Source organism: Tabrizicola sp. (assembly GCF_022842145.1).
Lineage (GTDB): Bacteria > Pseudomonadota > Alphaproteobacteria > Rhodobacterales > Rhodobacteraceae > Tabrizicola.
Map to the genome: position 1 here is coordinate 620,441 of NZ_JALHQD010000002.1, position 24,740 is coordinate 645,180.

At 66.3% G+C, this 24,740-nt stretch carries 26 protein-coding genes, 1 tRNA gene and 1 pseudogene; 16 read left to right on the forward strand and 12 right to left on the reverse strand.

What is annotated here, in order from left to right; all coding sequences use genetic code 11:
• Nucleotides 1-26: 26 nt before the first annotated feature.
• Nucleotides 27-1,478: an FGGY-family carbohydrate kinase gene (locus Q0C42_RS08040; protein ID WP_295074288.1), complete on the forward strand. Its 1,452-nt coding sequence runs from the start codon at nt 27-29 to the stop codon at nt 1,476-1,478.
• Nucleotides 1,479-1,742: 264 nt separating this feature from the next.
• Here Q0C42_RS08040 and Q0C42_RS08045 read toward each other — a convergent pair.
• Nucleotides 1,743-1,832 (reverse strand) — tRNA-Ser (locus Q0C42_RS08045).
• A 183-nt stretch (nt 1,833-2,015) separates the two neighbouring features.
• On the opposite strand from Q0C42_RS08045, the gene Q0C42_RS08050 reads away from it, so the two are divergent.
• The 5 genes and pseudogenes from Q0C42_RS08050 to Q0C42_RS08070 all read left to right on the forward strand — a co-directional run bounded on the left by Q0C42_RS08050 (nt 2,016) and on the right by Q0C42_RS08070 (nt 4,999).
• Entirely contained in the window at nt 2,016-2,864 is an 849-nt protein-coding gene (locus Q0C42_RS08050) for a DUF2059 domain-containing protein (protein ID WP_295074289.1), read from the forward strand.
• 186 nt (nt 2,865-3,050) lie between these two features.
• A pseudogene (rplU, locus tag Q0C42_RS08055) lies at nt 3,051-3,422 on the forward strand (50S ribosomal protein L21); the annotation flags it as partial.
• Nucleotides 3,423-3,503: 81 nt separating this feature from the next.
• On the forward strand, nt 3,504-3,773 hold the full coding sequence (gene rpmA, locus Q0C42_RS08060; RefSeq protein WP_295074290.1) for a 50S ribosomal protein L27: 270 nt from the start codon (nt 3,504-3,506) through the stop codon (nt 3,771-3,773).
• A gap of 181 nt (nt 3,774-3,954) precedes the next feature.
• Nucleotides 3,955-4,494, forward strand: a complete 540-nt coding sequence (locus Q0C42_RS08065) for a GNAT family N-acetyltransferase (RefSeq protein ID WP_295074291.1) — start codon at nt 3,955-3,957, stop codon at nt 4,492-4,494.
• Between the two features lie 4 nt (nt 4,495-4,498).
• Entirely contained in the window at nt 4,499-4,999 is a 501-nt protein-coding gene (locus Q0C42_RS08070; RefSeq protein ID WP_295074292.1) for a GNAT family N-acetyltransferase, read from the forward strand.
• A 69-nt stretch (nt 5,000-5,068) separates the two neighbouring features.
• Here the strand turns inward: Q0C42_RS08070 and Q0C42_RS08075 are convergent, their stop codons facing one another.
• The gene (locus Q0C42_RS08075; RefSeq protein WP_295074293.1) at nt 5,069-5,689 is read right to left on the reverse strand and encodes a thiamine phosphate synthase; all 621 of its coding nucleotides are present in this window, start codon (nt 5,687-5,689) and stop codon (nt 5,069-5,071) included.
• A 34-nt stretch (nt 5,690-5,723) separates the two neighbouring features.
• Nucleotides 5,724-6,071 carry a TfoX/Sxy family protein gene (locus Q0C42_RS08080; protein WP_295074294.1) on the reverse strand — a complete coding sequence of 116 codons (348 nt, stop codon included), beginning with the start codon at nt 6,069-6,071 and terminating at the stop codon, nt 5,724-5,726.
• A gap of 81 nt (nt 6,072-6,152) precedes the next feature.
• On the opposite strand from Q0C42_RS08080, the gene Q0C42_RS08085 reads away from it, so the two are divergent.
• From Q0C42_RS08085 to Q0C42_RS08095, 3 genes are all read left to right on the forward strand, one after another.
• On the forward strand, nt 6,153-6,905 hold the full coding sequence (locus Q0C42_RS08085) for an RNA methyltransferase (RefSeq protein WP_295074295.1): 753 nt from the start codon (nt 6,153-6,155) through the stop codon (nt 6,903-6,905).
• A 330-nt stretch (nt 6,906-7,235) separates the two neighbouring features.
• Nucleotides 7,236-8,498, forward strand: coding sequence for a lytic murein transglycosylase (locus tag Q0C42_RS08090; RefSeq protein ID WP_295074296.1), 1,263 nt, complete (start codon nt 7,236-7,238; stop codon nt 8,496-8,498).
• 40 nt (nt 8,499-8,538) lie between these two features.
• Nucleotides 8,539-8,889, forward strand: coding sequence for a DUF2200 domain-containing protein (locus Q0C42_RS08095; protein WP_295074297.1), 351 nt, complete (start codon nt 8,539-8,541; stop codon nt 8,887-8,889).
• Between the two features lie 89 nt (nt 8,890-8,978).
• On the opposite strand, the gene Q0C42_RS08100 is transcribed toward Q0C42_RS08095, so the two are convergent.
• From Q0C42_RS08100 to Q0C42_RS08110, 3 genes are all read right to left on the reverse strand, one after another.
• Nucleotides 8,979-9,800 carry a 1-acyl-sn-glycerol-3-phosphate acyltransferase gene (locus Q0C42_RS08100; RefSeq protein WP_295074298.1) on the reverse strand — a complete coding sequence of 274 codons (822 nt, stop codon included), beginning with the start codon at nt 9,798-9,800 and terminating at the stop codon, nt 8,979-8,981.
• Nucleotides 9,797-10,576: a GNAT family N-acyltransferase gene (locus Q0C42_RS08105; RefSeq protein WP_295074299.1), complete on the reverse strand. Its 780-nt coding sequence runs from the start codon at nt 10,574-10,576 to the stop codon at nt 9,797-9,799. Before Q0C42_RS08105 ends, Q0C42_RS08100 begins: the two co-directional genes overlap by 4 nt.
• A gap of 121 nt (nt 10,577-10,697) precedes the next feature.
• Entirely contained in the window at nt 10,698-10,880 is a 183-nt protein-coding gene (locus Q0C42_RS08110) for a DUF3553 domain-containing protein (protein ID WP_295074300.1), read from the reverse strand.
• Between the two features lie 26 nt (nt 10,881-10,906).
• Here Q0C42_RS08110 and Q0C42_RS08115 point away from each other — a divergent pair, with 26 nt between their 5' ends.
• A complete protein-coding gene (locus Q0C42_RS08115; RefSeq protein ID WP_295074301.1) occupies nt 10,907-11,503 on the forward strand; it encodes a histidine phosphotransferase family protein in 597 nt (198 codons plus the stop codon).
• A 111-nt stretch (nt 11,504-11,614) separates the two neighbouring features.
• Here Q0C42_RS08115 and Q0C42_RS08120 read toward each other — a convergent pair whose 3' ends face one another.
• From Q0C42_RS08120 to obgE, 3 genes are all read right to left on the reverse strand, one after another.
• A complete protein-coding gene (locus Q0C42_RS08120) occupies nt 11,615-12,874 on the reverse strand; it encodes a glutamate-5-semialdehyde dehydrogenase (RefSeq protein ID WP_295074302.1) in 1,260 nt (419 codons plus the stop codon).
• An 83-nt stretch (nt 12,875-12,957) separates the two neighbouring features.
• Nucleotides 12,958-14,088 carry a glutamate 5-kinase gene (proB, locus tag Q0C42_RS08125; protein ID WP_295074303.1) on the reverse strand — a complete coding sequence of 377 codons (1,131 nt, stop codon included), beginning with the start codon at nt 14,086-14,088 and terminating at the stop codon, nt 12,958-12,960.
• Entirely contained in the window at nt 14,076-15,098 is a 1,023-nt protein-coding gene (obgE, locus tag Q0C42_RS08130; RefSeq protein WP_295074304.1) for a GTPase ObgE, read from the reverse strand. The genes proB and obgE overlap by 13 nt, the downstream gene beginning before the upstream one ends.
• A 232-nt stretch (nt 15,099-15,330) precedes the next feature.
• Here obgE and ctaA point away from each other — a divergent pair, with 232 nt between their 5' ends.
• Together ctaA and Q0C42_RS08140 are read left to right on the forward strand one after the other, a co-directional pair.
• A complete protein-coding gene (ctaA, locus tag Q0C42_RS08135) occupies nt 15,331-16,500 on the forward strand; it encodes a heme A synthase (RefSeq protein WP_295074305.1) in 1,170 nt (389 codons plus the stop codon).
• On the forward strand, nt 16,497-17,966 hold the full coding sequence (locus Q0C42_RS08140) for a carboxypeptidase M32 (protein WP_295074306.1): 1,470 nt from the start codon (nt 16,497-16,499) through the stop codon (nt 17,964-17,966). Before ctaA ends, Q0C42_RS08140 begins: the two co-directional genes overlap by 4 nt.
• A gap of 174 nt (nt 17,967-18,140) precedes the next feature.
• Here Q0C42_RS08140 and Q0C42_RS08145 read toward each other — a convergent pair whose 3' ends face one another.
• On the reverse strand, nt 18,141-18,617 hold the full coding sequence (locus Q0C42_RS08145; protein WP_295074307.1) for an RES family NAD+ phosphorylase: 477 nt from the start codon (nt 18,615-18,617) through the stop codon (nt 18,141-18,143).
• Nucleotides 18,618-18,724: 107 nt separating this feature from the next.
• Between Q0C42_RS08145 and Q0C42_RS08150 the strand changes: the two genes are divergently transcribed.
• Nucleotides 18,725-19,927 (forward strand): MFS transporter, encoded by a 1,203-nt coding sequence (locus Q0C42_RS08150; protein WP_295074308.1) that lies wholly within the window; start codon nt 18,725-18,727, stop codon nt 19,925-19,927.
• 6 nt (nt 19,928-19,933) lie between these two features.
• Here Q0C42_RS08150 and Q0C42_RS08155 read toward each other — a convergent pair whose 3' ends face one another.
• Complete coding sequence (locus Q0C42_RS08155; RefSeq protein WP_295074309.1) at nt 19,934-20,716, reverse strand: enoyl-CoA hydratase; 783 nt, start codon at nt 20,714-20,716, stop codon at nt 19,934-19,936.
• Nucleotides 20,717-20,790: 74 nt separating this feature from the next.
• Here Q0C42_RS08155 and Q0C42_RS08160 point away from each other — a divergent pair, with 74 nt between their 5' ends.
• Nucleotides 20,791-21,213 (forward strand): PaaI family thioesterase, encoded by a 423-nt coding sequence (locus Q0C42_RS08160; RefSeq protein ID WP_295074310.1) that lies wholly within the window; start codon nt 20,791-20,793, stop codon nt 21,211-21,213.
• Here Q0C42_RS08160 and Q0C42_RS08165 read toward each other — a convergent pair.
• Nucleotides 21,210-21,590 (reverse strand): polymer-forming cytoskeletal protein, encoded by a 381-nt coding sequence (locus tag Q0C42_RS08165; protein WP_295074311.1) that lies wholly within the window; start codon nt 21,588-21,590, stop codon nt 21,210-21,212. The two genes, Q0C42_RS08160 and Q0C42_RS08165, sit on opposite strands and share 4 nt — an antisense overlap.
• A 194-nt stretch (nt 21,591-21,784) precedes the next feature.
• Between Q0C42_RS08165 and Q0C42_RS08170 the strand changes: the two genes are divergently transcribed.
• Both Q0C42_RS08170 and Q0C42_RS08175 read left to right on the forward strand, forming a co-directional pair.
• On the forward strand, nt 21,785-22,762 hold the full coding sequence (locus Q0C42_RS08170; protein ID WP_295074312.1) for an agmatinase: 978 nt from the start codon (nt 21,785-21,787) through the stop codon (nt 22,760-22,762).
• 109 nt (nt 22,763-22,871) lie between these two features.
• A complete protein-coding gene (locus Q0C42_RS08175; RefSeq protein WP_295074313.1) occupies nt 22,872-24,521 on the forward strand; it encodes an amidohydrolase in 1,650 nt (549 codons plus the stop codon).
• Nucleotides 24,522-24,740: the final 219 nt, after the last annotated feature.

A 24,740-nucleotide genomic window follows, 5' to 3' on the forward strand; every position in this document is an offset into this window, starting at 1 on the left:
GTTCGGACCCGTAACTTGGGGGAACCGTGTCCAACTTGCGTCTGATCGGAATCGATATCGGCACCACCTCGGTGAAGGCGGTGATGATCGACCTGTCAGGGCAGCGCATTGCCGAGTTCTCGGCCCGCTATCCGACGCAGAGGCCCGCCGCCGGCCAAGTTGAACAGGACCCCGAAGACTGGCTTCGGCTTGTCCGGGCCGCGCTGGAGCAGTTTGCCGATCATGGATCTGCGGCTGCCCTATGCCTGACGTCACAGGTGAATACGCATGTCTTCACCGACGCTGCGTTGAATGTCCTCCAACCCGCCATCGTCTGGCAGGATGGCCGGGCTGCCCAAGCAGGTGCGGCCCTGGATCGCTCCGTTTCCGCCGAGGACAAGATCGCCTGGCTTGGCGCGCCGATCCCGATCGATGCCAGCCACGCCCTTGCCCGAATGGCCTGGATGCAGGCTGCGCGCCCCGAGATATGGGACCGGACCGCTCATGTCCTCCTGCCGCGCGACTGGATTCTCGCGCGGCTGACGGGCGTCCTGCTGACGGACCCGATTTCGGCCGTGGGCCTGGTCACGCCCGCTTTCACTTATGCTGATGACTTGATCGCGGGCCTCAATGGCGCGGCGCGGCGTCTTGCACCGCTGGCCGACCCGTTCACAGTGGTGGGCCAGGTCAGCGCCTCTTGGCCCTTTGCGGGAACTCCCGTCGTGCTGGGCGTGATGGACGCCTGGGCCAGCCTTTTCGGGCTTGGCGTGGCGCAGGAGGGCGAGGCGTTCTATCTTTCCGGCACCTCGGAGGTGCTGGGCATCATATCGGGCGACCTTTTCCCCCAGCCGGGCATCATCACCTTTCCCGAGTGGCGCGGCCTTCGCCTGCACGCAGCCCCCACGCAATCAGGAGGCGCCTCGCTTGACTGGGCAGCGCGGCTCTTGGGACGCTCGACCCAGGACCTTGCCACAATGGCAATGTCCGTGACCGACGACGCCCCCTTGTTTCTGCCACACCTTCAGGGCGAACGGGCGCCGCTCTGGGATGCGGCATCGCGGGGCGGCTTTGCCGGTCTGACCGCCAGTCATGGCCCGGTGGAGATGGCGGCTGCGATCCTGGAAGGCGTCGCCTTCTCCGCCCGCCTGGCGTTCGAGGCGCTGGAGCGGTCGGCAGGCGCGCAGCCGGCGATGCTCCGGGCAGGCGGGGGTGGCTTTGCGTCGGACACTTGGGCGCAACTTCGCGCCGACGTGCTCGGTCGGCCCATCCAGCGGGTCGAAGGCAGCGACCCGGGTGCGATCGGCGCAGCCGTGATGGCGGGGGTCGGGACGGGTTCCCTGACCGATCTTGTCTCGGCTTCCAGAGCGCTTGTCCAAGTTGACCGGATTTTTACCCCGCGTCCGTCAGAAAGCACCCGTGCGGACACCCGCTATGCGCTGTGGCGCGACCTCTATGGGGCGCTGCGTCCGACCAACCACGCTCTGAGTGCCTTGGGATAAGGACATCGCCGCCAACGATGCCATTTGGGCCTGCGACTTTACGGTTCGTACCGACCAAACTTGCTTGATCTGTGACTGCCGAAGTCCTGCCCTTTTCCGCCGCTTGTCCAAATCTACCGGTGTGACCGGCCAAAGTTTGACCTCAGTCCCATCCTAAGAGCCGGCTTCTGGGCCTCTGGCGCCAAGCCCATCCCGCATAGCCCTTGTATACAACCGAAGAATTCGGCCGCTGGCGGATCGGGAGAAAGCTTTCGCTGGGTTAATTGGCGGAGAGGGTGGGATTCGAACCCACGGTAGGCGCAAACCTACAACGGTTTTCGAGACCGCCACGATCGACCACTCCGTCACCTCTCCGCGCTTCAGACGGTCGTCTATGTGGCGGGGTGGATAGCCGGGCCTCGGACGATGCGCAAGAGGCAATCCGCAGAAACAGCTGAGGTTCCCGGTGGTCCGATCACGGCCAGTTGCACCGCTGCGACTTGGCAAGTCGGGGCAGAGAGACTAGCTCTTCAAGTGTAGTCGCGGAAGGGTTCGCCGATGCTTCTGTCTCGCCTCGCGCTTGCAGCGCTTCTGGCCCTGGGCCAGCCTGTGCTGGCGCAGACGCCAGCAACCGATCCGGCTGCGGCAGTCCCGGCTGACCGGGTATCCGAGGTCATGCGACTGGCCGATCTCTTCCAGGTCTTGCGCGAAGAGGGGATCGCCTATGGGGCAGACCTGCAGGCGGACATGTTCCCAGCAGGCGGCGGGGCGGAGTGGACGGCCGAAGTCTCGGGGATCTACGACGCCGAACGCCTGCAATCTGCCTTTACAGCGGCGCTTCAGTCCCAGTTGTCTGCTCAGCCCGAAGCCCAGAAGGCGGTGATCGACTTCTTCGCCTCCGACCTTGGCCAGAAGATCGTCGGGCTGGAAATTGAAGCCCGCCGCGCCTTTCTGGACACCGCGACCGAGGAAGCCGCGCGTGTCGCAGCCGAAGACGCCGCCGCCGCCCGAGAGCCGAAGGTCGCCCTTGTCCGCCAGATGATCGAGTCCGGCGATCTGCTGGAAATGAATGTCGCCGGTGCGCTGTCCGGCAGTCTGGCGTTCATGACCGGCATGTCGGAGTCCGGGGCCTACGGGGCGATCCCGCAGGACCAGCTTCTGTCCGACGTCTGGGGGCAGGAAGACCAGGTCCGGGCCGACACGTCGACCTGGCTGAATGCCTATCTCGGCCTTGCTTACCATCCACTGACCGAGGCCGAGCTGCAAAGCTATGTCGAATTCTGGGAAAGCGATGCGGGCCAAAGGCTTAACGCCGCCCTCTTCAGCGCGTTCGACCAGGTGTTCCGCCAGGTTTCGCTGGACCTTGGCCGTGCCGCTGGACGCGCGATGCAGGGCCGCGATATCTGATCCCAGCTCCTTGACACGGCCCGGGCTTCGACGCATAAGCGCGCATCTCGGGCCAAGGGGCGACTCTCGGCCCGAGATGTTTTTGCAATGACGCCCTTCAGGGGCGCGCTGTCCGAGGCGGGGAAACCCCGTGAACGCCCGAGATGTCGGGGGCCAGAGGGCGCGGAGAGATGGAAGGAAAGACCCATGTTTGCGGTCCTCAAGACCGGTGGCAAGCAGTACAAGGTGCAGGCGGGTGACGTCCTGCGCGTTGAGAAGCTTGACGCTGTCGCTGGTGAAAAGATCCAGTTCAACGAAATCCTGATGGTTGGCACCACGATCGGTGTGCCGATGGTTGCAGGCGCGGCCGTCCAGGCCGAGGTCATCGACCAGATCAAGGGCGAGAAGACCATCCACTACGTCAAGCGCCGCCGGAAGCACTCCAGCCAGCGCACCAAGGGCCACCGCCAGCACCTGACGCTGGTGCGTGTGACCGAAGTGCTGGAAAACGGCGCTGACAAGTCGGGCGTCAAGGCCGCTGTCGGAACCGTCGCCGCGCGCCGTGTCGCCCATGAAGCCCCCGGTGCGGCCAAGCCCGCCGAGAAGGCCGAGAAACCGAAGCGTGCCGTCAAGGCCGCTGCAGCGCAGGAGTAAGACCCCATGGCACACAAGAAAGCAGGCGGTTCATCCCGCAACGGTCGCGACTCGGCCGGTCGTCGCCTGGGCATCAAGCTCTTCGGCGGTCAGGCTGCCATTCCCGGCAACATCATCTGCCGCCAGCGCGGAACCACCTGGTTCCCCGGTGAAGGCGTCGGAATGGGCACTGACCACACGATCTTCGCGAAGGTCGTGGGCCGCGTGACCTTCAAGAAAGGCCTGAAAGGTCGCACTTTCATTTCGGTTCTGCCCGCCCAGGAGGCAGCCGAGTAAGCCGAACCTTTACAATTGAATTGTAGATGGGGGATCGGTCGAAAGGCCGGTCCCCCTTCTCGTTTCCGGGGCCAAGCCGGGATTGTGGCGGACTGCCATGCCACGACCCTGAAAGGGCCAAACATTCGGGCGATTGCACGGTTAGCCGACAATCCCCACATGCGCTTCAAAGGAGGGAGCCATGATCCTGGAGAAGATCGCCACTCCGGTGGAAATCGCGACCGACCGTTTCACGCTTCGCCCCGTGCGAAAGTCTGATTCCGGGCTCTTTGCGCTTTACGCCGGCGACAAGCGCGTAGCCGAAGCGACCCAGGGCATCCCGCACCCCCTGCCGCCCGGTGCAGCCGAGGCATTCTGCACCCGTGCGATGAGCGCGGGGCTAGAGGAAGACATTTGGGTCATGGACGGCACCCTCTCGGGCCTGCCGGAAGTGCTGGGTGTGATCTCTCTGAAGAAGATGGACCGCAACCAGTCCGAGGTGGCCTTCTGGGTCGCGCCCGCCTTCTGGAACCACGGCATCGCCTCGGCGTCCGTGCAGGCGCTGGTCATGGCCAATCCCCAGAAGAACTGCACCATGTTCGCAGAGGCCTTTCAGGACAACCCGGGGTCGGCCCGGGTGCTGACCAACGCGGGCTTCCAGTACCTGGGCGATGCCGAGAGCTATTCCGTCGCGCGGGGGGCCAACGTCCCCACCTGGACCTACATCCGCAAGCTGGACTAGGGCGATGGCCCTTGCGCATCACCACCGGACAGCGCGCCTGACGCTGCGCCCCGTCGCCGCCTCGGACGAGGCGGCGGTGGTGATGGGGGTCGGCGACATTGCGGTGTCGGGGTGGTTGGCGGTCGTGCCGCATCCGTATTCCGCGGCCGATTTCCGGGCGTTCCTGACGACCTACGCAGTCGCTGGTGAAACCTTTGCGATTGACGATGAAGAAGGTTTTGCCGGGATCATGGGTGTGGAAGATGGTATCCTCGGCTATTGGATTGCGCCCCGTGCGCAGGGCAGGGGCTACGCCACCGAAACCGCCCGCTGCCTTGTGGCGGCGCATTTCGATGCCAGCGATACGCCGCTGGCGTCGGGTTGTTTCGAGGGTAACCAGAGGTCAGCCAAGGTATCGGCAAAGCTGGGGTTTGTGGAAGTTGGCCGGGACCTCAAGTACTGCCGGGCGCGCGATGCCGTCCTGCCGCATGTGATTATGAGGTTGACCCGCGAGGCCTTTGTCTGACGAACGGCTCCTCGTGCGACTTCGTCTTCTCGTCGCCAGGCGAGAAGCGAAGCGTCCTCAAGAAGTGTCTTACCCCAAAGGCGCAAGAAGGGCCTTCAGAGCCACCAGGGGATCCTCGGCCCCCCAAATTTCTTCCCCAACCGCAAAGAAGTCGGTGACCGGTCCAAAGCGGGCCACCAATTCGGCGGTCAGCGCGCCCTCGGCGATGACGGGGACCTCGATGACCTCGGACCACCATTCGAAGACGTCGAACTCCACCTGGCTGCCGTCGCCCAGCGTGGTGGCGCCGATCGGTCCGAAGGCCACGTAATCCGCGCCCGCTTCGCCCGCCGACATGCCTTCGTGCCGGCTGGTTCCGCAGAAGGCCCCGACGATGGCGTCCGCGCCCAGGTCCTTGCGGGCCTTGCGGACCGTCCGGGCGCCGTCGGTAAGGTGGACGCCATCAAGACCCAGACGCTCGGCCAGGATGAGGTGGTTGTCGATCACCACCGGCACGTCGCGGGAATGGGCCGCCTCACGAGCGGCATCGGCAGCGCGCATCAGGGTGTCCTCGTCCTTCGTGGCAAGCGACAGCCGCAGGCAGGCGATCTCGGCCCCGTCAAGGACGCGACCCAGTCGTTCCGAAAACGTCTCGGGATCAAAGGTCGGGGGGGTGATCAGGGTGATCTGCGGGCGGTCGTCAGCGGCCATTTCGGGCTCCGGAATAGGTGTCGCGCTGCGTCTATCAGCCTTTCCGCGGCTTGGCTACCTTGGGCGGCAGGTCGCGGACGGTGGAAAGGGCAAGCGCCAGAAGGGCGGCGCGCTTGGCATCATCGGCGCTGTCCTCCGGCGAAAGCTGGACCATCGCCGCCATCACACGGTCGCCCATCAGCACCGGCGCCGCGCCGGGCAAGTCCAGTGCGGCGGCGTAGCGGTCCTTGCCGACCCGGTACATCGTTCCGCCCTGATGCACGCCGCAGATCATGTGGCCGTAGGTCAAGAAGCAAAGACCGCCGAACATCCTTGTTTCGGTGAAGGGTTCACCCGACAGGTCGTCACGTAGAAGCCGCGCCAGTCCGGGATCGAAGGTCACGGGGTTCTCCTTGCCCAAGGTCGCTTGCTAGAGGGCCGGGCCTAGCCTATCTCGCGGCGAGAGTTTCGCATAGGTGGCTGCATGACCCCCCCCCAGATCGTTCCGCCCGTCTTCATCCTGGTCCGGCCACAGATGGGTGAGAATATCGGGGCAGCCGCACGGGCGATGCTGAACTTCGGGCTGGAGCGGATGCGGGTCGTGGGACCTCGCGATGGCTGGCCGAACCCCAAGGCGGTGGCGATGGCCTCGGGCGCGGGGCGGCTTCTGGACCAGGCGCAGCTTTTCCCTGATCTTGCACCGGCCATTGCGGACTGTGACTTCGTCTTCGCCACCACCTCGCAGCGACGGGAGTTGGTCAAGGACGTGGTGACCCCCGAATACGCGATGGCGGTGGCCCGCGCGCTGGCGGCCGAGGGCAAGAAGGTGGGCGTGATGTTCGGCCCGGAGCGGGCCGGGCTGGAAAACGAGGACATCATCCGGGCGAATGCGACGGTCTCTGTCCCGGTCAATCCCGAGTTTCCGTCGCTGAACCTCGCCCAATGCGTGCTTCTGATGGGCTACGAATGGGGCCGCCAGGGCACGAGCACCCCGGCGGTCGTGCGCGAGATGGCCCGGACCGAGCTTGCCAACCGGGAAGAGGTCGAGCGGCTGGCCGACCATTTCGAGGAGCGGCTGGATGCGGCAGGGTTCTTCTTTCCCGAGACGAAGATCGAGGGAATGAAGTCCAACCTGCGGAACATGTGGGGGCGGCTGGGACTGACGCGGGCCGAGGTGCAGACCTTCCACGGGATGCTGCGGCAGATCGCTTTCAAGCTGAAAAAACAGGGCGATTGAAGAAGCGCCCACGGTGGTCGCTTTGATTTTATCATGTAACAACAGTGTTCTAGACGTGGCCGTTAAGGATTCGTAAAGCCTTTTGGCGACCACGGTCCTGGCGCGGAACCTCGGCTCCGCGCGGTGACCTGAGAACTGGTGCACACTCTTATCCCGCGACCCCCCACCAGCGGCCAACTCACATTCAGATGAACACATATGAAAAGTTAAATCAACGAGTCGTGCGACGGCCAACCGGCGTCAGGCTGCTTGGCCTGACCTGCGGGGCTTGGCCCCGGACCGCTGGCAGGGCATCATGGCCCAATAACAAGAGCAGATGGCGGGCAGGACATGCGACAGGCTGAAATCAAGGGTGGACAGACGCGGCGCGCGGCGCTGCTTTTGGGGGCGGCGGCTTTCCTGTCGGCCTGCATTTCGTCGGGCCGCACTGGCGGTGGTGGTGGATACCGGGCGCCGGACGCCGCTCCGCGTCCTGTTCCGAACGCGGGCTGGGATGCCTGGGTCGAGGGTTTCAAGGGTCGTGCGGTGTCGCGGGGGATTGCCTCGGGCACGGTCGATGCGGCGTTTCGGGGGGCAGGCTTCCTGCCCGAGGTGATCGAGCGGGACCGCAACCAGACCGAATTCAAGCGGTCGCTCGAAGATTACCTGAACATCGCCGCCTCGGAGGAGCGGGTGAGCCTTGGGCGGAAGAAGTATGCGCAATACGGCAGCACATTGCAGGCCCTTGAAAGCCGCTACGGCGTCGAGGGTCATGTCGTGGCCGCGGTCTGGGGGCTGGAAAGCTTTTTCGGGACGCGACGCGGAAATGTGCCGGTGATTTCGGCGCTGTCGACGCTGGCCTATGACGGGCGACGGGGCGAGTTCTTCGAAAGCCAGCTGGTGGCGGCGCTGAAGATCCTGCAGGCGGGCGACGTCTCGGCGTCCGGCATGGTCGGGAGCTGGGCGGGGGCGATGGGGCATACCCAGTTCATCCCGACCTCGTATCTTGCCTATGCGGTGGATTTCACCGGCGACGGGCGGCGCGACATCTGGGGCGAGGACCCGACGGACTCGCTGGCCTCGACGGCGGCTTACCTCAGCCGGTCGGGTTGGACGCGGGGCTTGCCCTGGGGGATGGAGGTCGTTCTCCCCTCGGGGTTCAACGCGGGCCTGCTTGGGCGCGGCAAAGGGCGGTCGGCGGCGGATTGGCAGGGGCTTGGCGTGCGCGCGGCGGACGGGCGGGCTCTGGCGGGCGGGTCGATCATCGCGGGCGGCAATGCGGGCGGGGCGCCGCATTTCCTGCTGACGCAGAACTTTGCGACGATCCTGCGCTACAACAATGCGCAGAACTACGCGATCGGGGTCGGTCATCTGTCGGACCGGATCCTGGGGCGGGGGGCGGTGCAGGCCTCGTTCGGGCCGGACGCAAGCGGCATGACGCAAGCGGATCGGCAGGAGTTGCAGCGGCTGCTGACCGCGCGGGGCTATGACACCGGCGGATCGGACGGGGTGATCGGAACGAAGACGCGCGAGGCGATCAGCGCCTATCAGGCGAGTGTGGGATTGCCAGTCACGGGGGAACCGTCGCTGGAGTTGCTGCGTCGTCTGCGTTGAGGGGCGGTGGGCGGATCGCCCACCCTACGAGAGGACCGGCATGGCGCATCGCATCTACGGGATGAGCGTGGCGAAGGTCTATCCAGCCTGGTTGGCCAAGGTCGAACGGAAGGGCCGGAGCCGGGAGGAACTGGATCAGGTGATCTTCTGGTTGACCGGCCATGACCCGGCCAGTCTGGCCGCGGCTTTGGACGCCGGCCCGTCGCTGGAGCGCTTCTTCGCCGAGGCGCCACGGATGAACCCATGCCGCGATCAGGTCACGGGAGTGATCTGCGGAGTCCGGATCGAGGAGATCGCCGAGCCGCTGATGCGCGAGATCCGCATCCTGGACAAGCTGGTGGACGAGCTGGCGAAGGGACGGCGGATGGCGAAGGTGCTGCGGCAGGGCTGACCGGGTGAAGGGTCAGTCGCGTTGGGCGGGTCTTCTGGTGGTCTGCGCGTTGCGAAGCTGTCGAACCGGGGCCGAGCCGAAGGTGCGCCCTACGCTTCCGCCTTGACATGGGCGGTCCGGATCACGCGTTCGCAGTGCTGGGCCAGCACCTTGCGGTTCTGGAACGCATCGACGGGGACCTCGGGGTGGAAGATTACCTCGACCCGCCCGTGGCGCGGGGTGGCGAGCATCTTGAGAAGGTGGGAGGCGAAGTCCATGTCGCCCCACCAGCCGTAGTGCCGCGGATCCTCGCCCTCCGGCGCATGGAAGACCACCGTTACCGGCTGGATGTGCATCGTGCGTTCAAGGGCGGGGGAGAAGAAGGCCTCGAAAAGCGTCGACTTGAACGGCAGGACACGGATCGCGTCGGTCGAGGTGCCTTCGGGGAAGAACAAGAGCCGGTGCCCGGCCTGCAGGCGCGATTCGAAGATGTCCTGCTGTTTCTTCGCCTCGGTCCCCTTGCGGGCGATGAAGACTGTTCCTGTCGCGCGGGCAAGCCAGCCGATGCCGGGCCAACCAGCAACCTCGGACTTGGCGACGAAGTAGATCGTCTGGGCTGCGTTCAGCACGAAGATGTCCAGCCAGGAAGAATGGTTTGCGACGATGGCGCCGGGCCGGATCATCGGGCGTCCGTGGACGGTCAGCGGCAGTCGCAGCAGGACCAGGGCGACACGGCAGACAGCCTTGGTGATGTGCGGCGTCACCGGGCGGGCCTGACCGAAAAGCGGCCACTCCACCAGCCGGACGACAAGCAGCAGGACCAGCCCGCCATAGGTCACCGAGCCGATCAGGGTGCCGCGCCAGAAGACCCGCAGCCAACCCAGGGGCGTGATCTTCAGCGGCGGCGGCGGACGCTCCTGCCAGCCGGTCATGTTCCGGCCTTTCGGATCAGGAACGCGCGGTGGCGGGCCGACATCTGGCCGGTGTCCATCACCAGACAGACGTCGGTGGTGTTGAAGGCGCGGTCGATCCAGGCACCGTCCCCGACATAGCCGCCAAGCCTGAGATAGGCCTTGATGAGGGCGGGAGTGGCCGCCATTGCGGCGCGGCGATCCACGCGATCGGCGGCGATCAGGTCCATCTCCTGCCGGCCCGGAGCCAAGGCACGCACGCGCAGTTCGGGCGGTGCGAGGTGGTGGTGGTGAAGCCAGGACAAGGGCTCGGCCAAGGCGGTGATGTCAGTGCCGTGGAACGAGGCCACGCCGAAAAGGATCTCGATCCCGCGCTCCAGAACGTATTCCGCCAGCCCGTTCCAGAGGTGGAACATGGCGGTGCCGCCGCGATGGTCGGCATGGACGCAGGAACGGCCAAGCTCCAGCAGCTTGCGCCGCGAGGCCAGAAGCGGAGTGAGGTCGTATTCGGTTTCCGAATAGAAGCGCCCGGCGGCAGCGCGGCGGTCGCACGGCAGGATGCGGTAGGCACCGATGACATGGGCGCGGGTGGCGGGGTCGATGCGGCGGTCGACTAGGATCAGATGATCGAAGACCGGGTCGAAGGCGTCGCGCTCCAGACCCTGGACATGGTCGACGAGGGGGCCGTCACCGCCAAGTTCCCGGACGAAGACCTCATAGCGCAAGGCCTGCGCTGCGGTCAGGTCCTCGGGCGTTGTGGCCAGCCGGACGGCGTAGGGGACAGCTTCGACGGTCATCGGCTTCGCGGCGGGGCTTCAGGCTGATCTGACTTAGACACCGGCTGGCGGCATTGCAACCATCCGACCGCCGTGCGAGGTCCACAGCAATTCCCGGTTGAGTTTCCTGACGAGATTCGCACTATGGGTGATCAGTTCCTGCCACCGGCATAAGGAAGACGCGCTTGCAGTCGATCACGACTTTACCGGTATGTTCAAAGTTCACTGTCACCTTGTTGTCGATGTTCGACTGTACCTGACCCAGACCCCAGTCAGGTTGTTCCGGGTGCCGCACCAGCATGCCCGGCTCTAGAAGTGCCGCCATTTCATGTCCTTTGCCCCGATAGGAAGATGCAAGACAAGCCCGACCTCGCAGCCCTGATAGCCTCGCGTATCTGTCACGACCTTATCAGCCCGATCGGGGCGATAGGCAACGGGGTGGAGCTTCTTGCGATGGAGTCCGGCGGTAGCCGGCCCGAGATGGCGCTGATTTCGGAGAGCGTGGCGAATGCCAATGCCCGCATCCGCTTCTTCCGCATCTGCTTTGGCCAGGCGTCCAGCGACCAACGGATGGCGCGGTCCGAGGTGGTCTCGATCCTGGGCGACCTGTCGCGCGGGGGGAGGGTCGGCTATGCCTGGACAAGTCCGACCGACCTGTCGCGACGCGAAGTGCGGCTGGTGTTCCTGCTGCTGCAGTGCCTGGAAAGCGCGCTTGCCTATGGCGGCAAGGTCAGCGTGATGCGTGGCGACAGCGGCTGGCAGGTCTTGGCCGAGGCGCCGCGGCTGAAGGTGGACCCCGCTTTGTGGGAGGTTCTGACGGAACCGCGGGCGCCGGCAGAAATCGGCGCTGCGCAGGTGCATTTCGCGCTGGTTCCGGATGAGCTGGCCCGGCAGGGCCGTCGGCTGATCACCAACATCGGCGAAACGACGATCCGGCTGACGTTCTGAGGCTGGTTGCGCCGCCGACTGTTCAGCGGGACGTCGCCGATTGGCGGAGGGGCGTTGGTTCGCTACGTGCTGCGAAAGCCGCGCTGACGCTGGACTGAACCTTGGGCGGGCTTATGTCCGGATCGTCCCATCACCCGTCACGAGATACTTGAAACTGCAGAGCTGTTCCGCCCCGACGGGACCCCGCGCGTGCATCTTGCCGGTGGCGATGCCGATTTCGGCGCCCATTCCGAACTCGCCACCGTCGGCGAACTGGGTGGAGGCGTTGCGCATCAGGATCGCGCTGTCCAGCCGGTCGAAGAAGCGCTGCGCGGTGGCGTCGTTATCGGTCAGGATCGCTTCGGTATGCTGGCTGCCGTATTTGCGGATGTGGGCGATGGCTTCGTCCACCCCGTCCACCAGCTTGGCGGCGATGATCATGTCCAGGAATTCGCGTCCGAAATCCTCGGGTTGCGCCTTGACCGTGCCGGGAACTTTCAGGAGTTCACCCTCGGTGCGAACCTCGACGCCCGCGTTCAGCAGATCCTCGATCAGCACGGCACCGTGCTTGGTGTAGAACTGCCAGTCGATCAGCAGGCACTCGGCCGAGCCGCAGATGCCGGTGCGGCGGGTCTTGGCGTTCAGAACGACGCGGCGGGCCTTCTCCAGGTCGGCGTCGCGGTCGGCGTAGACGTGGCAGATGCCTTCCAGGTGGGCGAAGACGGGCACCCGGGCCTCGCGTTGGACCAGGCCGACAAGGCCCTTGCCGCCGCGGGGAACGATGACGTCGATGTATTGCGTGGCCTGCAGCATCGCCGTCACCATCTCGCGGTCGCGGGTCGGGATGAACTGGATCGCGGTCAGGGGCAGGTTGGCGGATTTGAGGCCGTCCAGCATGCAGGAATGAATGGCCTCCGACGTCTCGAAGCTTTCCGAGCCGCCGCGCAGGATGACGGCGTTGCCGGATTTGAGGCAGAGGGCGCCGGCGTCGGCGGTCACGTTCGGACGGGATTCGTAGATCACGCCGACGACGCCAAGGGGGGTCGCAACGCGCTGGATGTGAAGGCCGTTGGGGCGGTCCCATTCGGCAAGGACGCGGCCCACAGGGTCCTTCTGCTCGGCGATCATGCGCAGCGCGTCGACGATGCCGTGCAGGCGGTGCTCGTCCAGCCGCAGGCGGTCGCGCATGGCAGGGGTGATGCCGCGCTGGTCGGCGGCATCGAGGTCCAGGACGTTTGCGTCAAGGATTTCCTGACGCCGCCGCCAGACGGCATCGGCGGCGGCGATGAGAGCGGCGGCCTTGCGTTCCGAGGAGGCGCAGGCAAGCTCGGCCGCAGCGGCGCGGGCCTTGGTTCCGATATCGGTCATCAGGTCGGTGAACTGGCCGTCCATTGTCTCGCTCCGTTTCCGTCCGGGGACCAAAATTCTTCAGTAAGAATTTTTGACAAATTCCTTACTTAAGGAATTTGGGTCCCCTAGACCACCATGTCGTCCCGATGCACCAGCGCCGCACGGCCCTGGTAGCCAAGGATCGCCTCGATCTCGCCCGACCGATGCCCGGCGATCTTGCGGGCCTCGGCGGACGTATAGCGCACCAGGCCCTTGCCGAGAACCACACCCTCAGGGCTCAGGATCGCCACCGGCTCGCCGCGCCCGAAGCTGCCCGTGACCTTCGTCACCCCCGCCGGGAGCAGGCTTTTCCCCGCTCTCAGCGCAGTCACGGCGCCTGCGTCCAGCACCAGTTCACCGCGTGGTTTCATCGCGTTGATCCAGCGTTTGCGGGCGACCTGCGGGTCGGCGGCCGAGACGAACCAGGTGCGGGTCGCGCCTTCCGCCAGCGCTTTCAGCGGGCGCAGGGTGGAGCCTTCCATGATCGCCATCGCGCAGCCGCCCGCAACGGCGGTCTTCGCGGCAAGAAGCTTGGTCTTCATCCCGCCCTTCGACATGCCCGAGATCGGATCCCCCGCCATCGCCTCAATCTCGGGGGTGATCTGCTCGACCACGTCAAAGCGGGTGGCGCCGGGGTCTTCCTTGGGGTTCGCCGTGTAGAAGCCGTCGACATCCGACAGCAGGATCAACTGGTCCGCGCCCACCGTGACGGCGATCTGGGCGGCCAGGCGGTCGTTGTCGCCAAAGCGGATCTCGTCGGTCGCGACCGTGTCGTTCTCGTTCACGATCGGAACCACGCCCAGACCCAGCAGGGTTTCCATCGTGGCGCGGGAGTTCAGGTAGCGGCGGCGGTCTTCGGTATCCTCCAGCGTGACCAGCACCTGCGCGGTGGTGATGCCGTGGGGGGCGAGAACCTCTTCATAGGCGCGGGCGAGGCGGATCTGGCCGACAGCGGCTGCGGCCTGGGATTGCTCCAGCGTCAGGACCCCGGTGCCCAGGTTCAGGACCTTGCGACCCAAGGCAATTGAGCCGGAGGAGACAAGGACGACATCAGTGCCGCGCGCCTTTGCTTCGACCACATCCAGCGCCAGGGCGGACAGCCAGTCGTGTTTCAACCCGGTCTTCCGGTCGACAAGAAGCGCCGAGCCGATCTTCACCACCAGCCGTTTGGCGTGCCGAATGTCCGGGGCCGCAAGACTGGCGGTCAGGGCTGCCACGGGCCTGTCTCCTTGACCGGTGCCTGGGCGGTGATGGTGGCGTAAATCGCGCGCAGCACCTCGGGCAGGCCCTTGCCTGAGACGCCAGAGATGACATGGACCGGGCCTCCGGACGCCTTTTCAAGCGCGCGGCGCCGGTCGCTGATCTGCTTGGCATCCATCGCGTCAGTCTTGTTCAAGGCCACGATCCGCGACTTGTCGCCAAGAAGGTCGGAATAGGCCTCAAGCTCGGTCACGATGGTGCGGTAGTCGGCCGTGATCGTCGAGGAGGTGCCGTCGACGAGGTGCAACAGGACCTTGCAGCGTTCGACGTGGGCCAGGAACTGGGTGCCAAGGCCACGGCCTTCCGATGCGCCCTCGATCAGACCGGGGATGTCGGCCATGACGAATTCGTGCTGGTCGATGCCGACGACGCCCAGGTTCGGGACCAGCGTGGTGAAGGGGTAATCGGCGATCTTTGGCCGGGCGTTCGACACGGCGGCAAGGAAGGTAGATTTCCCGGCGTTCGGCAGGCCGACCAGCCCTGCGTCGGCGATCAGCTTCAGGCGCAGCCAGATCGTGCGTTCGATGCCTTCCTGGCCCGGGTTCGCACGGGCGGGCGCGCGGTTGGTCGAGGACTTGAAGCGCAGGTTGCCCCAGCCGCCGTTGCCGCCCTGGGCCAGCAGGACGCGCTGCCCGACGCGGGTCAGGTCGGCCAGCACGGTTTCCTCGTCCTCGTCCAGGATCTCGGTGCCCAGTGGAACCTTCAACGTGATGTCGTCGCCGGTCTTGCCGGTTTTCTGGCTTCCCATGCCGGGCTGGCCGGACTTGGCAAAGAAATGCTGCTGGTAGCGGTAGTCGATCAGGGTGTTCAGCCCTTCGACCGCCTCGGCCCAGACCGAGCCGCCATGGCCGCCGTCGCCGCCATCGGGACCGCCGAATTCGACGAACTTCTCGCGCCGGAACGACACGCAGCCGGCCCCGCCGCCGCCAGAGCGGATATAGACGCGTGCGAGGTCGAGGAACTTCATGGCTCGGGCTTTCGGGCAGGGATCAAAACGCGGGGATACAGGAAGCGGACCGGATGCTCAAGCGGCGGGCGTGGCGGAGGCTCCTCGTTCGACTTTGTCGCCTCGTTGCGGGACCTGGGTCTCGACGACGAGTGACGAAGTCATCGAGAAGCGGTCTCGCCGCATTGCCGCAGGCCCCTTGAAGGCGAAGGAGGGCAGGCCTAGTGTCCGGGCCCTGACGAAAGGGTATCCGATGGCCACGAAGCGCAGCATTTTCGTAGAAGTTGGGGTCAAGTCTGTTACGGAGCCGGCTCCGGCGGGCGGGGGCATTGACGCCCGGCCAAAGGGCGCGCGGCGCGGCATCCGGCTTTGGCTTGTGGCGCTGTTCCTGCTGGTGGCCACGATGATCGCCGTGGGCGGCCTGACGCGGTTGACCGACAGCGGCCTGTCGATCACCGAGTGGCGGCCGGTTACCGGAGCCCTGCCGCCGATGGATGATGCGACCTGGGCTTCTGAGTTCCAGAAGTACCAGGCCATCCCGGAATACCAGTTGCAAAACAAGGGGATGAGCCTTGAGGACTTCAAGGTCATCTACTGGTGGGAATGGGGTCATCGCCAGCTTGGGCGCGTGATCGGGCTGGTCTGGTTCGTCGGCTTTGCAGGCTTTGCCGTGGCGCGGCAGATCCCGCCGGGCTGGACCGGACGGCTTCTGCTACTCGGCGCATTGGGCGGCGCGCAGGGGGCGATCGGCTGGTGGATGGTGTCCTCGGGCCTGTCGGGAGAGCGGCTGGACGTGGCCTCGTACCGGCTGGCGACGCATCTGGGACTTGCCTTCGTGATCCTGGGCTTCCTGGCCTGGTACGTCTTCCTGCTGGGCCGAACCGAGGCCGAACTGATGACCGCGCGGCGGGGCCGCGAGGCGAAGCTGTTCGGGCTTTCCACCGGCCTGATGCATTTCGCCTTCCTGCAGATCCTGCTCGGGGCGCTGGTTGCGGGGATTGACGCCGGACGTGCTTTCCCGACGTGGCCCTTGATGAACGGTCAGTTCTTCCCTGCGGATGCGTTCTATGTGCCGGACGGGCAGGGAGGCACGCTGCCGATCTGGCACGCGTTCTTCGAGAACCCGGGCCTCGTGCAGTTCATCCACCGGATGTCAGGGTATCTTCTCTTCGCGTTCGGCGTGGTGGTGTGGCTGCGGGGCCGCAAGTCCAGCTACCAGGCCACGCAGATGGCATTCCATCAGATGATGGCGATGATGGTATTGCAGATGGTCCTGGGGATCGCGACGGTCCTGACCGTGGCGCATGTCAATGTGGCGATCACCCACCAGATCGGGGCGGTGATCCTGTGGGTGCTGATCCTGCAGGCACGACATCTGTCGCAATACCCCGTGGCGGGGTCGATCCGGGAAGGCACGGCATGAGCGCGTTTGACGATCTGATGGCGTTCCAGCGCCAGACCGAGGCCCTGGCCCAGGTCGCGGGCCGCCTGGGGTGGGACCAGGAGACGATGATGCCGGAAGGCAGCGCCGGGCAACGGTCCGAGGAGATCGGCGCGCTGGAGGGCGTGCTGCATGCACGGCGGACGGATGCTCGGCTGGCCGATTGGTTGGCAGAGGCGGTGGCGCCGGATGCGGTGGGCGAGGCGCAGCTGCGGCAGATCCGGAGGTCCTATGCGCGGACGATGAAGGTTCCGGCCAAGCTTGCGGAGGAGATCGCGACGACGATGTCGCTGGCTCAGGGCGTCTGGGCCGAGTGCCGGGCGCGCGAGGACGTGGCGGGCTTCCTGCCGACGCTCCGCCGCGTGGTGGATCTGAAGCGGGCCGAGGGCGCGGCCTTGGCGGCAGGGGGCGATCCCTACGACGCCTTGGTCGACGATTACGAGCCGGGGATGACCGGGGCGGCAATTGCGGCGATGTTCGATGCGATGCGGCCGCGGTTGGTGGCCTTGCGGGGCAAGGTGCTTGGGGCTGCGGCTCCGAAAGGGATTGTCGGGACCTTCGGCACCGAGGATCAGATGGCGCTGAGCCGGGAGCTGGCGACGGCGTTCGGGTATGACTGGTCGCGGGGGCGGGTGGATCTTGCGGTGCATCCGTTCAGCTCCGGCAGCGGGCATGACGTGCGGATCACCACGCGGGTTTCGGAGACGGACCCCTTCAACTGCCTGTACTCGACGATCCACGAGGTCGGCCATGCAGCCTATGAGCAGGGGATCGATCCGGCCTACGCGCTGACCTCGATCGGGCAGGGCGTCTCGATGGGGGTGCATGAAAGCCAGAGCCGGTCTTATGAGAACCAGCTGGGGCGAAGCCGGGCCTTTACCGGTTGGCTGTTCCACCGGATGACGGAGGTCTTCGGGGATTTTGGCATCGCGGATTCGGACGGGTTCTACAAGGCGGTGAACCGGGTGCATCCGGGGTATATCCGGACGGAAGCCGACGAGGTGCACTACAACCTGCATGTGATGATGCGGTTCGATCTGGAGCGGGCCTTGATCAAGGGCGACCTGCAGGTCGAGGATCTGGAGGCGGCCTGGAATGAGCGGTTCCGGGCGGACTTCGGGGTAGCGGTGGACCGGCCGTCGAACGGGATGCTACAGGACGTGCACTGGTCCTGCGGACTCTTCGGCTACTTCCCGACCTACACCCTTGGGAACGTCTATGCGGGGTGTCTGGTGAAGGCCTTGCGGGCTGACCTGCCGGGGCTGGACGGCCAGATGGAGCGGGGCGACGTGTCGGCGGCGACGGGGTGGCTGCGGGAGCGGCTGCAGCGGCATGGGGGGCTGTATGAGCCCCGGGATGTCGTGCGGCGGGCCTGCGGGTTCGAGCCGTCGGAGGGGCCTCTGCTCGACTATCTGGAGGCTAAGTTCGGGGCGATCTACGGGGTCTGAGGGCCGGGGTGCCCACGCGTGGGCAGGTTCTGTGAGCCTTTGGTTTCAAGGGGTTGGCCGTGGGCGGTAGGAGTTTCTTAAGGTCTGGATTTCGGCGCTTCGGGGCGCTCGTCGTCGACTTCGTCGCTCCTCGCTTGAGTCGTACCGACGAGAAGCCGAAGGCGCACGAGGAGGTTACTGCGGGTAGGCCAGGAGCCGGCCAGTGAGGCTTGCCTCCGGCCAGCGGAAGAGGACCAGGTGCCAGCGCGACGGTTCGGACCGGGCGGTGTAGATCATCCCGTCCGCCCCGAAGGCGCGGGCGCGGTCGGAGACGGTCCAGCTGGAGGCCGGCAGGCCCTCGGCGCGCTGGGGCAGCCAGGGGATGGCGGCGAGGGCGGGGTCGATCTGCGCGGCCGTGCACTGGGCGGGGTCGCGCAGGTCGAGGACCTTGGTGGTCAGGCGCAGTTCGCAGATTACGCGGGGCGGGTCGGTGTCGCGGACGTAGGTCGCGATCGCATGTTCGGCCCAGTCGGGGCGGGGCGAGACGTAAAGCGTGGGCTGGCCGGAATGGTGAAAGCGGCCCTCGGGACTGACGGCGGGGGCCAGCGCCTGATCGGCCCGCGCGGCGGGCACGATGCGGTAGAACAAACCGTCAAGGTGGCTGAGGCCCATGCTGGCAGGCTTAGCGGCGGTCCCGCCCCCGGGCAAGGTCGTGCAGGGCTTGCGGGCGCCGTCGGGCTGTAGCAGTCAGGGCGGGCAGGGCCAAAGGCGGAAGCATCGTGACGGACACGCGGGCGGCAGACGGGGGCGGAATGGCGGTCTGGCTGCTGGCCTTGGGCCAGACGCTGATCTACGCGGGCTGCTACTATTCCTTTCCCGCGCTGCTGCCGGACCTTGAGGCCGCGACGGGCTGGACCAAGGGTGAGCTTGCGCTGGGGCCGACGCTGGCCTTCCTGATCATGGCGGGGCTGACGCCCTTTACCGGCCGACTGGTGGACCGGGGCCTTGGCGGCGAAATGCTCATCTGGCTGCCGGTGCTGTGCGCGCTTGGCGTTGCGGGCTTGGGGCTGGTCGGAAGCCTGACCGGCTGGCTGGCGCTTTGGGCGCTGATCGGCGTGGCGCAGGCGGGGAGCCTTTACGAGACCTGTTTTGCCTTTCTGACCCGGCGTCTGGGGGACGGCGCGCGGGCTGCGATCACCCGGGTGACGCTGGTCGCGGGTTTTGCCGGGACGCTGGCCTTTCCGCTGGGTCACTGGCTGGGGCAGGTGCTGGGCGGGCAGGGCGCGCTGGTGGTCTTTGCGGGACTTGTGCTGCTCGCAGCACCGCTGAACGCTGTCGCGGTGCGCCAGTTGCGCCAGCGCGAGCGGGCAGGCCAGGCCATCCCCCCAAGCCCGCCGGGCATGCTGCAGGTGGCGTTGAAGAAGCCAGCCTTCTGGATCATCTCCCTGGGCTTTCTTGCGGTTTATCTGAACCACGGCATCCTGATCACCTATGCGCTGATCCTGTTCGCGGACCGCGGTGCGGCGCCGGGGCTTGCGGCACTGGCGGCAGCCTGCATCGGTCCGGCGCAGGTCGCCGGGCGGCTGGTCCTGCTGGCGGCAGGCGCGCGGGTGACGACGACACAGGCGACGATGGCCTCGCTGGGCGGGGCGGTCCTCGCGGGGGTGCTGCTGTGGCTGGCCGGTCTGGCGCCCTGGCTGATCTTTGCCTTTGCGCTGGCGCAAGGCGCGGGGATCGGATTGACCTCGATCCTGCGGCCAGTGCTGATCGCCGAGATCCTGGGCCGTGAGGGATTTGGTGCGATCTCGGGTGCGGCGGCGGTGGCGCCGATCCTGGCTTCGGCGGCAGCGCCCTCGGTGGGGGCGGCGCTGCTGGCCTGGGGCGGGCCGGAACTGGTCTACGCGGTCTGCCTGGCGTTGGCGGTGACCGGGCTGGCCTTGATGGCGCTTCTGCTGCTGCGACGGAACCGGACGGACCGATAGGCCGGGTCAGGACTTTGGGCGTCGGTCGACAAAGGCCTGGATGCCTGCGTTGGTGTCCGGCAACAGGACGTTCTCGACCATGATGGCGCCGGCAACCGCATAGGCCTGGTCAACCGGCAGGCCAAGTTGCGCCTGGAACGCCCGTTTGCCCAGCCGAATCGCGGCGGGGTCCTTGGCGGCGATCTGGCGGGCAAGGGCCAGCGTCTCGGCCTCAAGCTGGTCCGGGGCGGCAAGGCGGTTCACCACGCCAAGCGCATGGGCGCGGGTAGCAGAGAGGAAATCCCCGGTCGTCAGCAGTTCGAACGCAGCACCGGGGGCCAGTCGCCGGGTGAGGGCCACTGCGGGGGTGGAACAGAAGAGGCCGAGGTTGATGCCGTTCACGCCGAAGCGGGCGGTTTCAGAGGCGACGATCAGGTCGCAGGAACAGGCAAGCTGGCAACCCGCGGCGGTGGCGACGCCCTGCACCTGTGCGATCACCGGCTGGGGCAGGGCGGCGACGTGCTGCATCACCCGGGAGCAGCGGTTGAAAAGGGTCTGGAAAGCGGAGCGGCCGTCGTCAGCATCGACGCGGTAGCCTTGCATCTCTTTCAGGTCATGGCCGGCGGAGAACGCCTTGCCCTCGGCGCCCAGGATGACCACGCGGACGCTTTCATCCTGCGCAAGGCTGGCCAGCGCCTCGTCCAGCGCCATGAGCATCTGGGTCGACAGGGCGTTCAGGGTCTGCGGCTGGGCCAGGGTGAGGGTGGCGATACCGTCCTGGTCGTGGCGGTGGATCAGGGGGTCGGTCATTGGATATCTCCGGGCATTGCATCTTGGCGGGACTTCACGCCAGTCTACGGGTCGGTCGGGATGAGGGAAAGAGAATGCAGCTTGCACTGGACGCGGCAGGGCTGACCGAGTTTCTGTACCGCGAGTTCGGCCAGGTGGCCGGGGACTTCGCGGTGGAGCGGGTCAAGGTGGACGGGCTTACGCTGCGGTTGAAAGTGGAAGAGAGGCATCTTCGGCCGGGTGGCACGGTCAGCGGGCCGAAGATCTTTGCCCTGGCCGATGTGGCGATGTATCTGGCGGTGCTGGCGCGGATCGGGCCGGTGGCCTTGGCGGTGACGACCAGCTCTGCCATCGACTTCATGCGCAAGCCTGTGGCAGGACGCGATCTTCTGGGCGAGGCGCGGCTTTTGAAGCTGGGACGAAGCCATGCCGTCGGGGATGTGCTGATCTTCAGCGAGGGATCGGCCGAGCCGGTCGCCCGGGCGAGCCTGACCTATTCGATCCCGCCGGTCGGCTAGGCTTTCGGCTTGAGGAACCGCCCCTCGATCCCGGCGCCGCTTTCGATGATCAGCGAAGTGGTCGTGACATCGGCACGGACGTCGGACGAGGCGCGCAGGGTGAAGCTTTCGCAGGATACCTTGCCGTCCAGCTTGCCTTTCACTTCGACGGTATGGGCGGTGACCGTGCCCTTCACCTTTCCCTCGTTCCCGATGATCAGGCCGTTGGCAGTGATGTTGCCGTCGATTTCGCCCAGGACCTCCACCGAGCCGGCGGAGGACACTTCGCCGGTGATCCGGAGATCCGCGCCGAGGACCGAGCGGGCCGAGTTGGTGCCGGGCGCAGAGGGGCGGGGCACGGACGGGGCTGAGGTCGGTTCGGAGGTCTTGGAGAACATCGCGTGATCCTTGGGCGAGCGGCCTTGGACGAAGGGCCTTGGGCAGGGGTTGGCTAGATAAGGAAGGATCGCGGTTGTCCGGTCAAGGGGCGGCGTGCGCGGAAGGCGGCTTTCCCCGTGGTCGATGTCGCAAGCGGGGCTGACAAGGTGGGGGCGGGATGGTCAGATCGGGCCGGGAATCAGGGGGTCTTTCCATGCAGGATGCGTTCTTTCAGCCGGTGTCGGGGTTCGACCTGCCGCGCTTTGCCGGGGTGCCGACCTTCATGCGGCTGCCGCATGTACCGTTCGACCATCCGCGGTTTCCGGAGGTGCAGATCGGCTTGATCGGCGCGCCCTGGGACGGGGGGACGACGAACCGGCCGGGTCCGCGCCACGGGCCGCGCCAGTTGCGGGACCTCTCGACGATGATCCGGGCGATGAACGGGGCGACCTGGGTGGCTCCGTTCGAGCTGGCGCGGTGTGCCGACCTTGGGGACGTGGCGCCGAATCCGGCCGACCTGATGGATTCGATGGCGCGGATGGAGGCGTTCTATTCGCGTGTGGTGGCGGCGGGGATCAGGCCGCTGACGGGGGGCGGGGACCATCTGTGCTCGCTTCCCATCCTGCGGGCGGTGGCGAAGGCGCGACCGGTGGGAATGATCCAGTTCGACAGCCATACCGACCTGAACGACATCTATTTCGGGACCTCGCGGTACAATCACGGAACGCCGTTCCGGCGGGCGGTGGAGGAGGGGCTCATCGACCCCAAGCGCTATTGCCTGATCGGCATCCGGGGCACGGCTTATGGCCGGGAGGACTGGGACTTTGCCGAAGCCAACGGTATCCGGATCATCCCCATCGCCGAGTTCCACGCGCGCGGGGCCGAGGATGTCATGGCCGAAGCGCGGGAGATCGTGGGGCAGGGGCCTACTTACGTAACCTATGACATCGACTTTGTGGACCCGACCTTTGCGCCGGGGACAGGAACGCCGGAGGTCGGGGGGCCGACCTCGTGGCAGGCCCTGCAGGTGGCGCGGGGCTTGCGCGGTCTGGATGTGGTGGGGGCGGACCTGGTCGAGGTCTCGCCTCCGTTCGATCAGTCGGGCGGCACGGCCTGGTTGGGGATCAGCCTGATGTTCGAGATGCTGTGCGTGATGGCCGAGATGATTTCGGGGCAGGCCGCGCGGGACTGAGGGCGGGACGCGGAGGCCAGCCCCGTCGCCAGTGGTTCTCGAACCAATGGCGCACCACTGGCCGCGGGATATTTGGACAAAGCAGAAAGGGGCGGCAATGCAGCCTGAGATGATCATCACCAATGCAAAGGTCCTGACGATGGACGAGCCGCGCCCTCGGGCCGAGGCGGTGGCCTTTGGCGGCGGGCGTATCCTGGCGGTGGGAAGTCGGGCCGAAGTGGAGGCCTTGGCGGGTCCGGGCGTGCGCGTGGTCGATGCGGGGGGGCGGACGCTGCTGCCCGGATTTGTCGAAAGTCACCTCCACCTGGTGCTGGGCGGCAACGAGCTGTCGCAGTTGCAGCTTGGCGGCGTGTCGGGGTTCGACGAGTTGGCGCGCCTCTTTCGGGCCTATGCCGCGAAGAACCCTGGACTGCCCCTGCTGATGGCGCAGGGGGCCGCATACGAGATTCTGGACCATCCGGTGACGCGGCATGACCTTGACCGGGTGATCGCCGATCGCCCCTTCGCGATGATGGCGCCGGACCATCACACCGTCTGGGCCAATACCGCGGCCTTGCAGGCGGCGGGCCTGCTGCAGGGGGCGGAGATGCCCGCTGGACATACTGTGGTCGTGGGCGCCGACGGGACAGCGAGTGGAGAGCTTCTGGAGTTTGAGGCGTTCAGTCCGGTGCTGGCACTGACCGGCGACCTGCATCTGCAACTGGGCATCGCCACGGGGGGCGAGCCGGACCCCTGGCCGGACGCCGCGCAACGCGCAAAGGACAAGGAGAAGATCGCCGCGGGTCTTCAGCACTGCGCGATGCACGGGATCACCAGCATGGTGAACATGGATGGCAACCGCTACACCTGTGTCCTCCTTAAAGAGATGGAAGCCGAAGGTCGCCTGACCGCCCGGGTCAAGGTGCCCTTCCATATGAAGCCGCATATGGAGCTGTCCGAATTGGACCGGGCGTCCGCGATGGCTGCGGAGTTCCGGGGCGACTGGGTCACAAGCGGTTTCGTGAAGATGTTCATGGACGGCGTCGTCGACAGCCGCACCGCCTATATGCTGCACCCCTATCCCGGCACGACCGAGACCGGCGCGCCCCTGTTCGAGCCGGAGCGGTTCAAGGCGATCTGCCAGGAGATATCGCGCCGGGACCTGCAGATCGCCGTGCATGCCATCGGCGACGGGGCAGTGCGGCAGACCATCGACGGCTACGAGGCGGCGGGTCGCCCCGACCTGCGCCACCGGATCGAGCATATCGAGCTGATCGACCGGGCGGATGTGCCACGGCTTGGGGCGCTGGGGATCACGGCATCCGTGCAACCGCCGCATCCGCCGGGGGCGATGGATTTTCCGATGTCGACGATGGCGCATGTGTTTCACAAGCACCGCTGGAAGGATGCTTACCTGACCAGGACGCTTGCCGACCACGGCGCGCACCTGGCCTTCGCCTCGGACTGGCCGGTGACGGATGTCAGCGTGATGCGCGGCATCCAGTCGGCGCTGACCCGGGTGCCCTATGATGGGGCAGGGGATGAACGCGTCGGGCTTATGGCGACTTTGCGGGCCTATACGGCCGGCGGAGCCTGGGCGGCCCACTGGGAAGGGCTGACCGGGCGACTGACACCGGGCCTTGCAGCCGATCTGGTGCTGATCGACGGGGATATCGAGGCGATTCCGGACAGGGAACTGGGCCGCACGGGAATCGCCCTGACGATCGCGGGCGGTACCGTGACCCACGATCCCGGCGGATTGCTCCGGCAGGCGGGGTAACGCCGAAGCCAAGTGCCTGATTTTACAGCGAAAGACGACGGTTCCGAAAAAATCGTCATCATTCCGTCATTTTCTGCTTGCGGGTCGGAGGAGCCAAGCCTAAATACCGCCTCACCGAAGCGGAAGGGAAGCGGGAACGCGGAACGGACGGGACGGGAAGCGGTGGCGCAGACCACGGCAAGACAATCTGGAGGCAAGACGGCAGGTACGCCAGGAGTT

Bases quoted from the DNA above. Each gene is read 5' to 3' on its own strand.
- Q0C42_RS08050 (WP_295074289.1), top strand. From the start codon at position 2,016: ATGCTTCTGTCTCGCCTCGCGCTTGCAGCGCTTCTGGCCCTGGGCCAG.
- Q0C42_RS08145 (WP_295074307.1), bottom strand. From the start codon at position 18,617: ATGGGCCTCAGCCACCTTGACGGTTTGTTCTACCGCATCGTGCCCGCC.
- Q0C42_RS08170 (WP_295074312.1), top strand. From the start codon at position 21,785: ATGCAGGATGCGTTCTTTCAGCCGGTGTCGGGGTTCGACCTGCCGCGC.
- Q0C42_RS08160 (WP_295074310.1), top strand. From the start codon at position 20,791: ATGCAGCTTGCACTGGACGCGGCAGGGCTGACCGAGTTTCTGTACCGC.
- rpmA (WP_295074290.1), top strand. From the start codon at position 3,504: ATGGCACACAAGAAAGCAGGCGGTTCATCCCGCAACGGTCGCGACTCG.
- Q0C42_RS08110 (WP_295074300.1), bottom strand. From the start codon at position 10,880: ATGGCGGCACTTCTAGAGCCGGGCATGCTGGTGCGGCACCCGGAACAA.
- ctaA (WP_295074305.1), top strand. From the start codon at position 15,331: ATGGCCACGAAGCGCAGCATTTTCGTAGAAGTTGGGGTCAAGTCTGTT.
- Q0C42_RS08155 (WP_295074309.1), bottom strand. From the start codon at position 20,716: ATGACCGACCCCCTGATCCACCGCCACGACCAGGACGGTATCGCCACC.
- obgE (WP_295074304.1), bottom strand. From the start codon at position 15,098: ATGAAGTTCCTCGACCTCGCACGCGTCTATATCCGCTCTGGCGGCGGC.
- Q0C42_RS08095 (WP_295074297.1), top strand. From the start codon at position 8,539: ATGGCGCATCGCATCTACGGGATGAGCGTGGCGAAGGTCTATCCAGCC.
- Q0C42_RS08090 (WP_295074296.1), top strand. From the start codon at position 7,236: ATGCGACAGGCTGAAATCAAGGGTGGACAGACGCGGCGCGCGGCGCTG.
- Q0C42_RS08065 (WP_295074291.1), top strand. From the start codon at position 3,955: ATGATCCTGGAGAAGATCGCCACTCCGGTGGAAATCGCGACCGACCGT.
- Q0C42_RS08105 (WP_295074299.1), bottom strand. From the start codon at position 10,576: ATGACCGTCGAAGCTGTCCCCTACGCCGTCCGGCTGGCCACAACGCCC.
- Q0C42_RS08115 (WP_295074301.1), top strand. From the start codon at position 10,907: ATGCAAGACAAGCCCGACCTCGCAGCCCTGATAGCCTCGCGTATCTGT.
- Q0C42_RS08120 (WP_295074302.1), bottom strand. From the start codon at position 12,874: ATGGACGGCCAGTTCACCGACCTGATGACCGATATCGGAACCAAGGCC.
- Q0C42_RS08070 (WP_295074292.1), top strand. From the start codon at position 4,499: ATGGCCCTTGCGCATCACCACCGGACAGCGCGCCTGACGCTGCGCCCC.
- Q0C42_RS08100 (WP_295074298.1), bottom strand. From the start codon at position 9,800: ATGACCGGCTGGCAGGAGCGTCCGCCGCCGCCGCTGAAGATCACGCCC.
- Q0C42_RS08175 (WP_295074313.1), top strand. From the start codon at position 22,872: ATGATCATCACCAATGCAAAGGTCCTGACGATGGACGAGCCGCGCCCT.
- Q0C42_RS08075 (WP_295074293.1), bottom strand. From the start codon at position 5,689: ATGGCCGCTGACGACCGCCCGCAGATCACCCTGATCACCCCCCCGACC.
- Q0C42_RS08165 (WP_295074311.1), bottom strand. From the start codon at position 21,590: ATGTTCTCCAAGACCTCCGAACCGACCTCAGCCCCGTCCGTGCCCCGC.
- Q0C42_RS08085 (WP_295074295.1), top strand. From the start codon at position 6,153: ATGACCCCCCCCCAGATCGTTCCGCCCGTCTTCATCCTGGTCCGGCCA.
- Q0C42_RS08140 (WP_295074306.1), top strand. From the start codon at position 16,497: ATGAGCGCGTTTGACGATCTGATGGCGTTCCAGCGCCAGACCGAGGCC.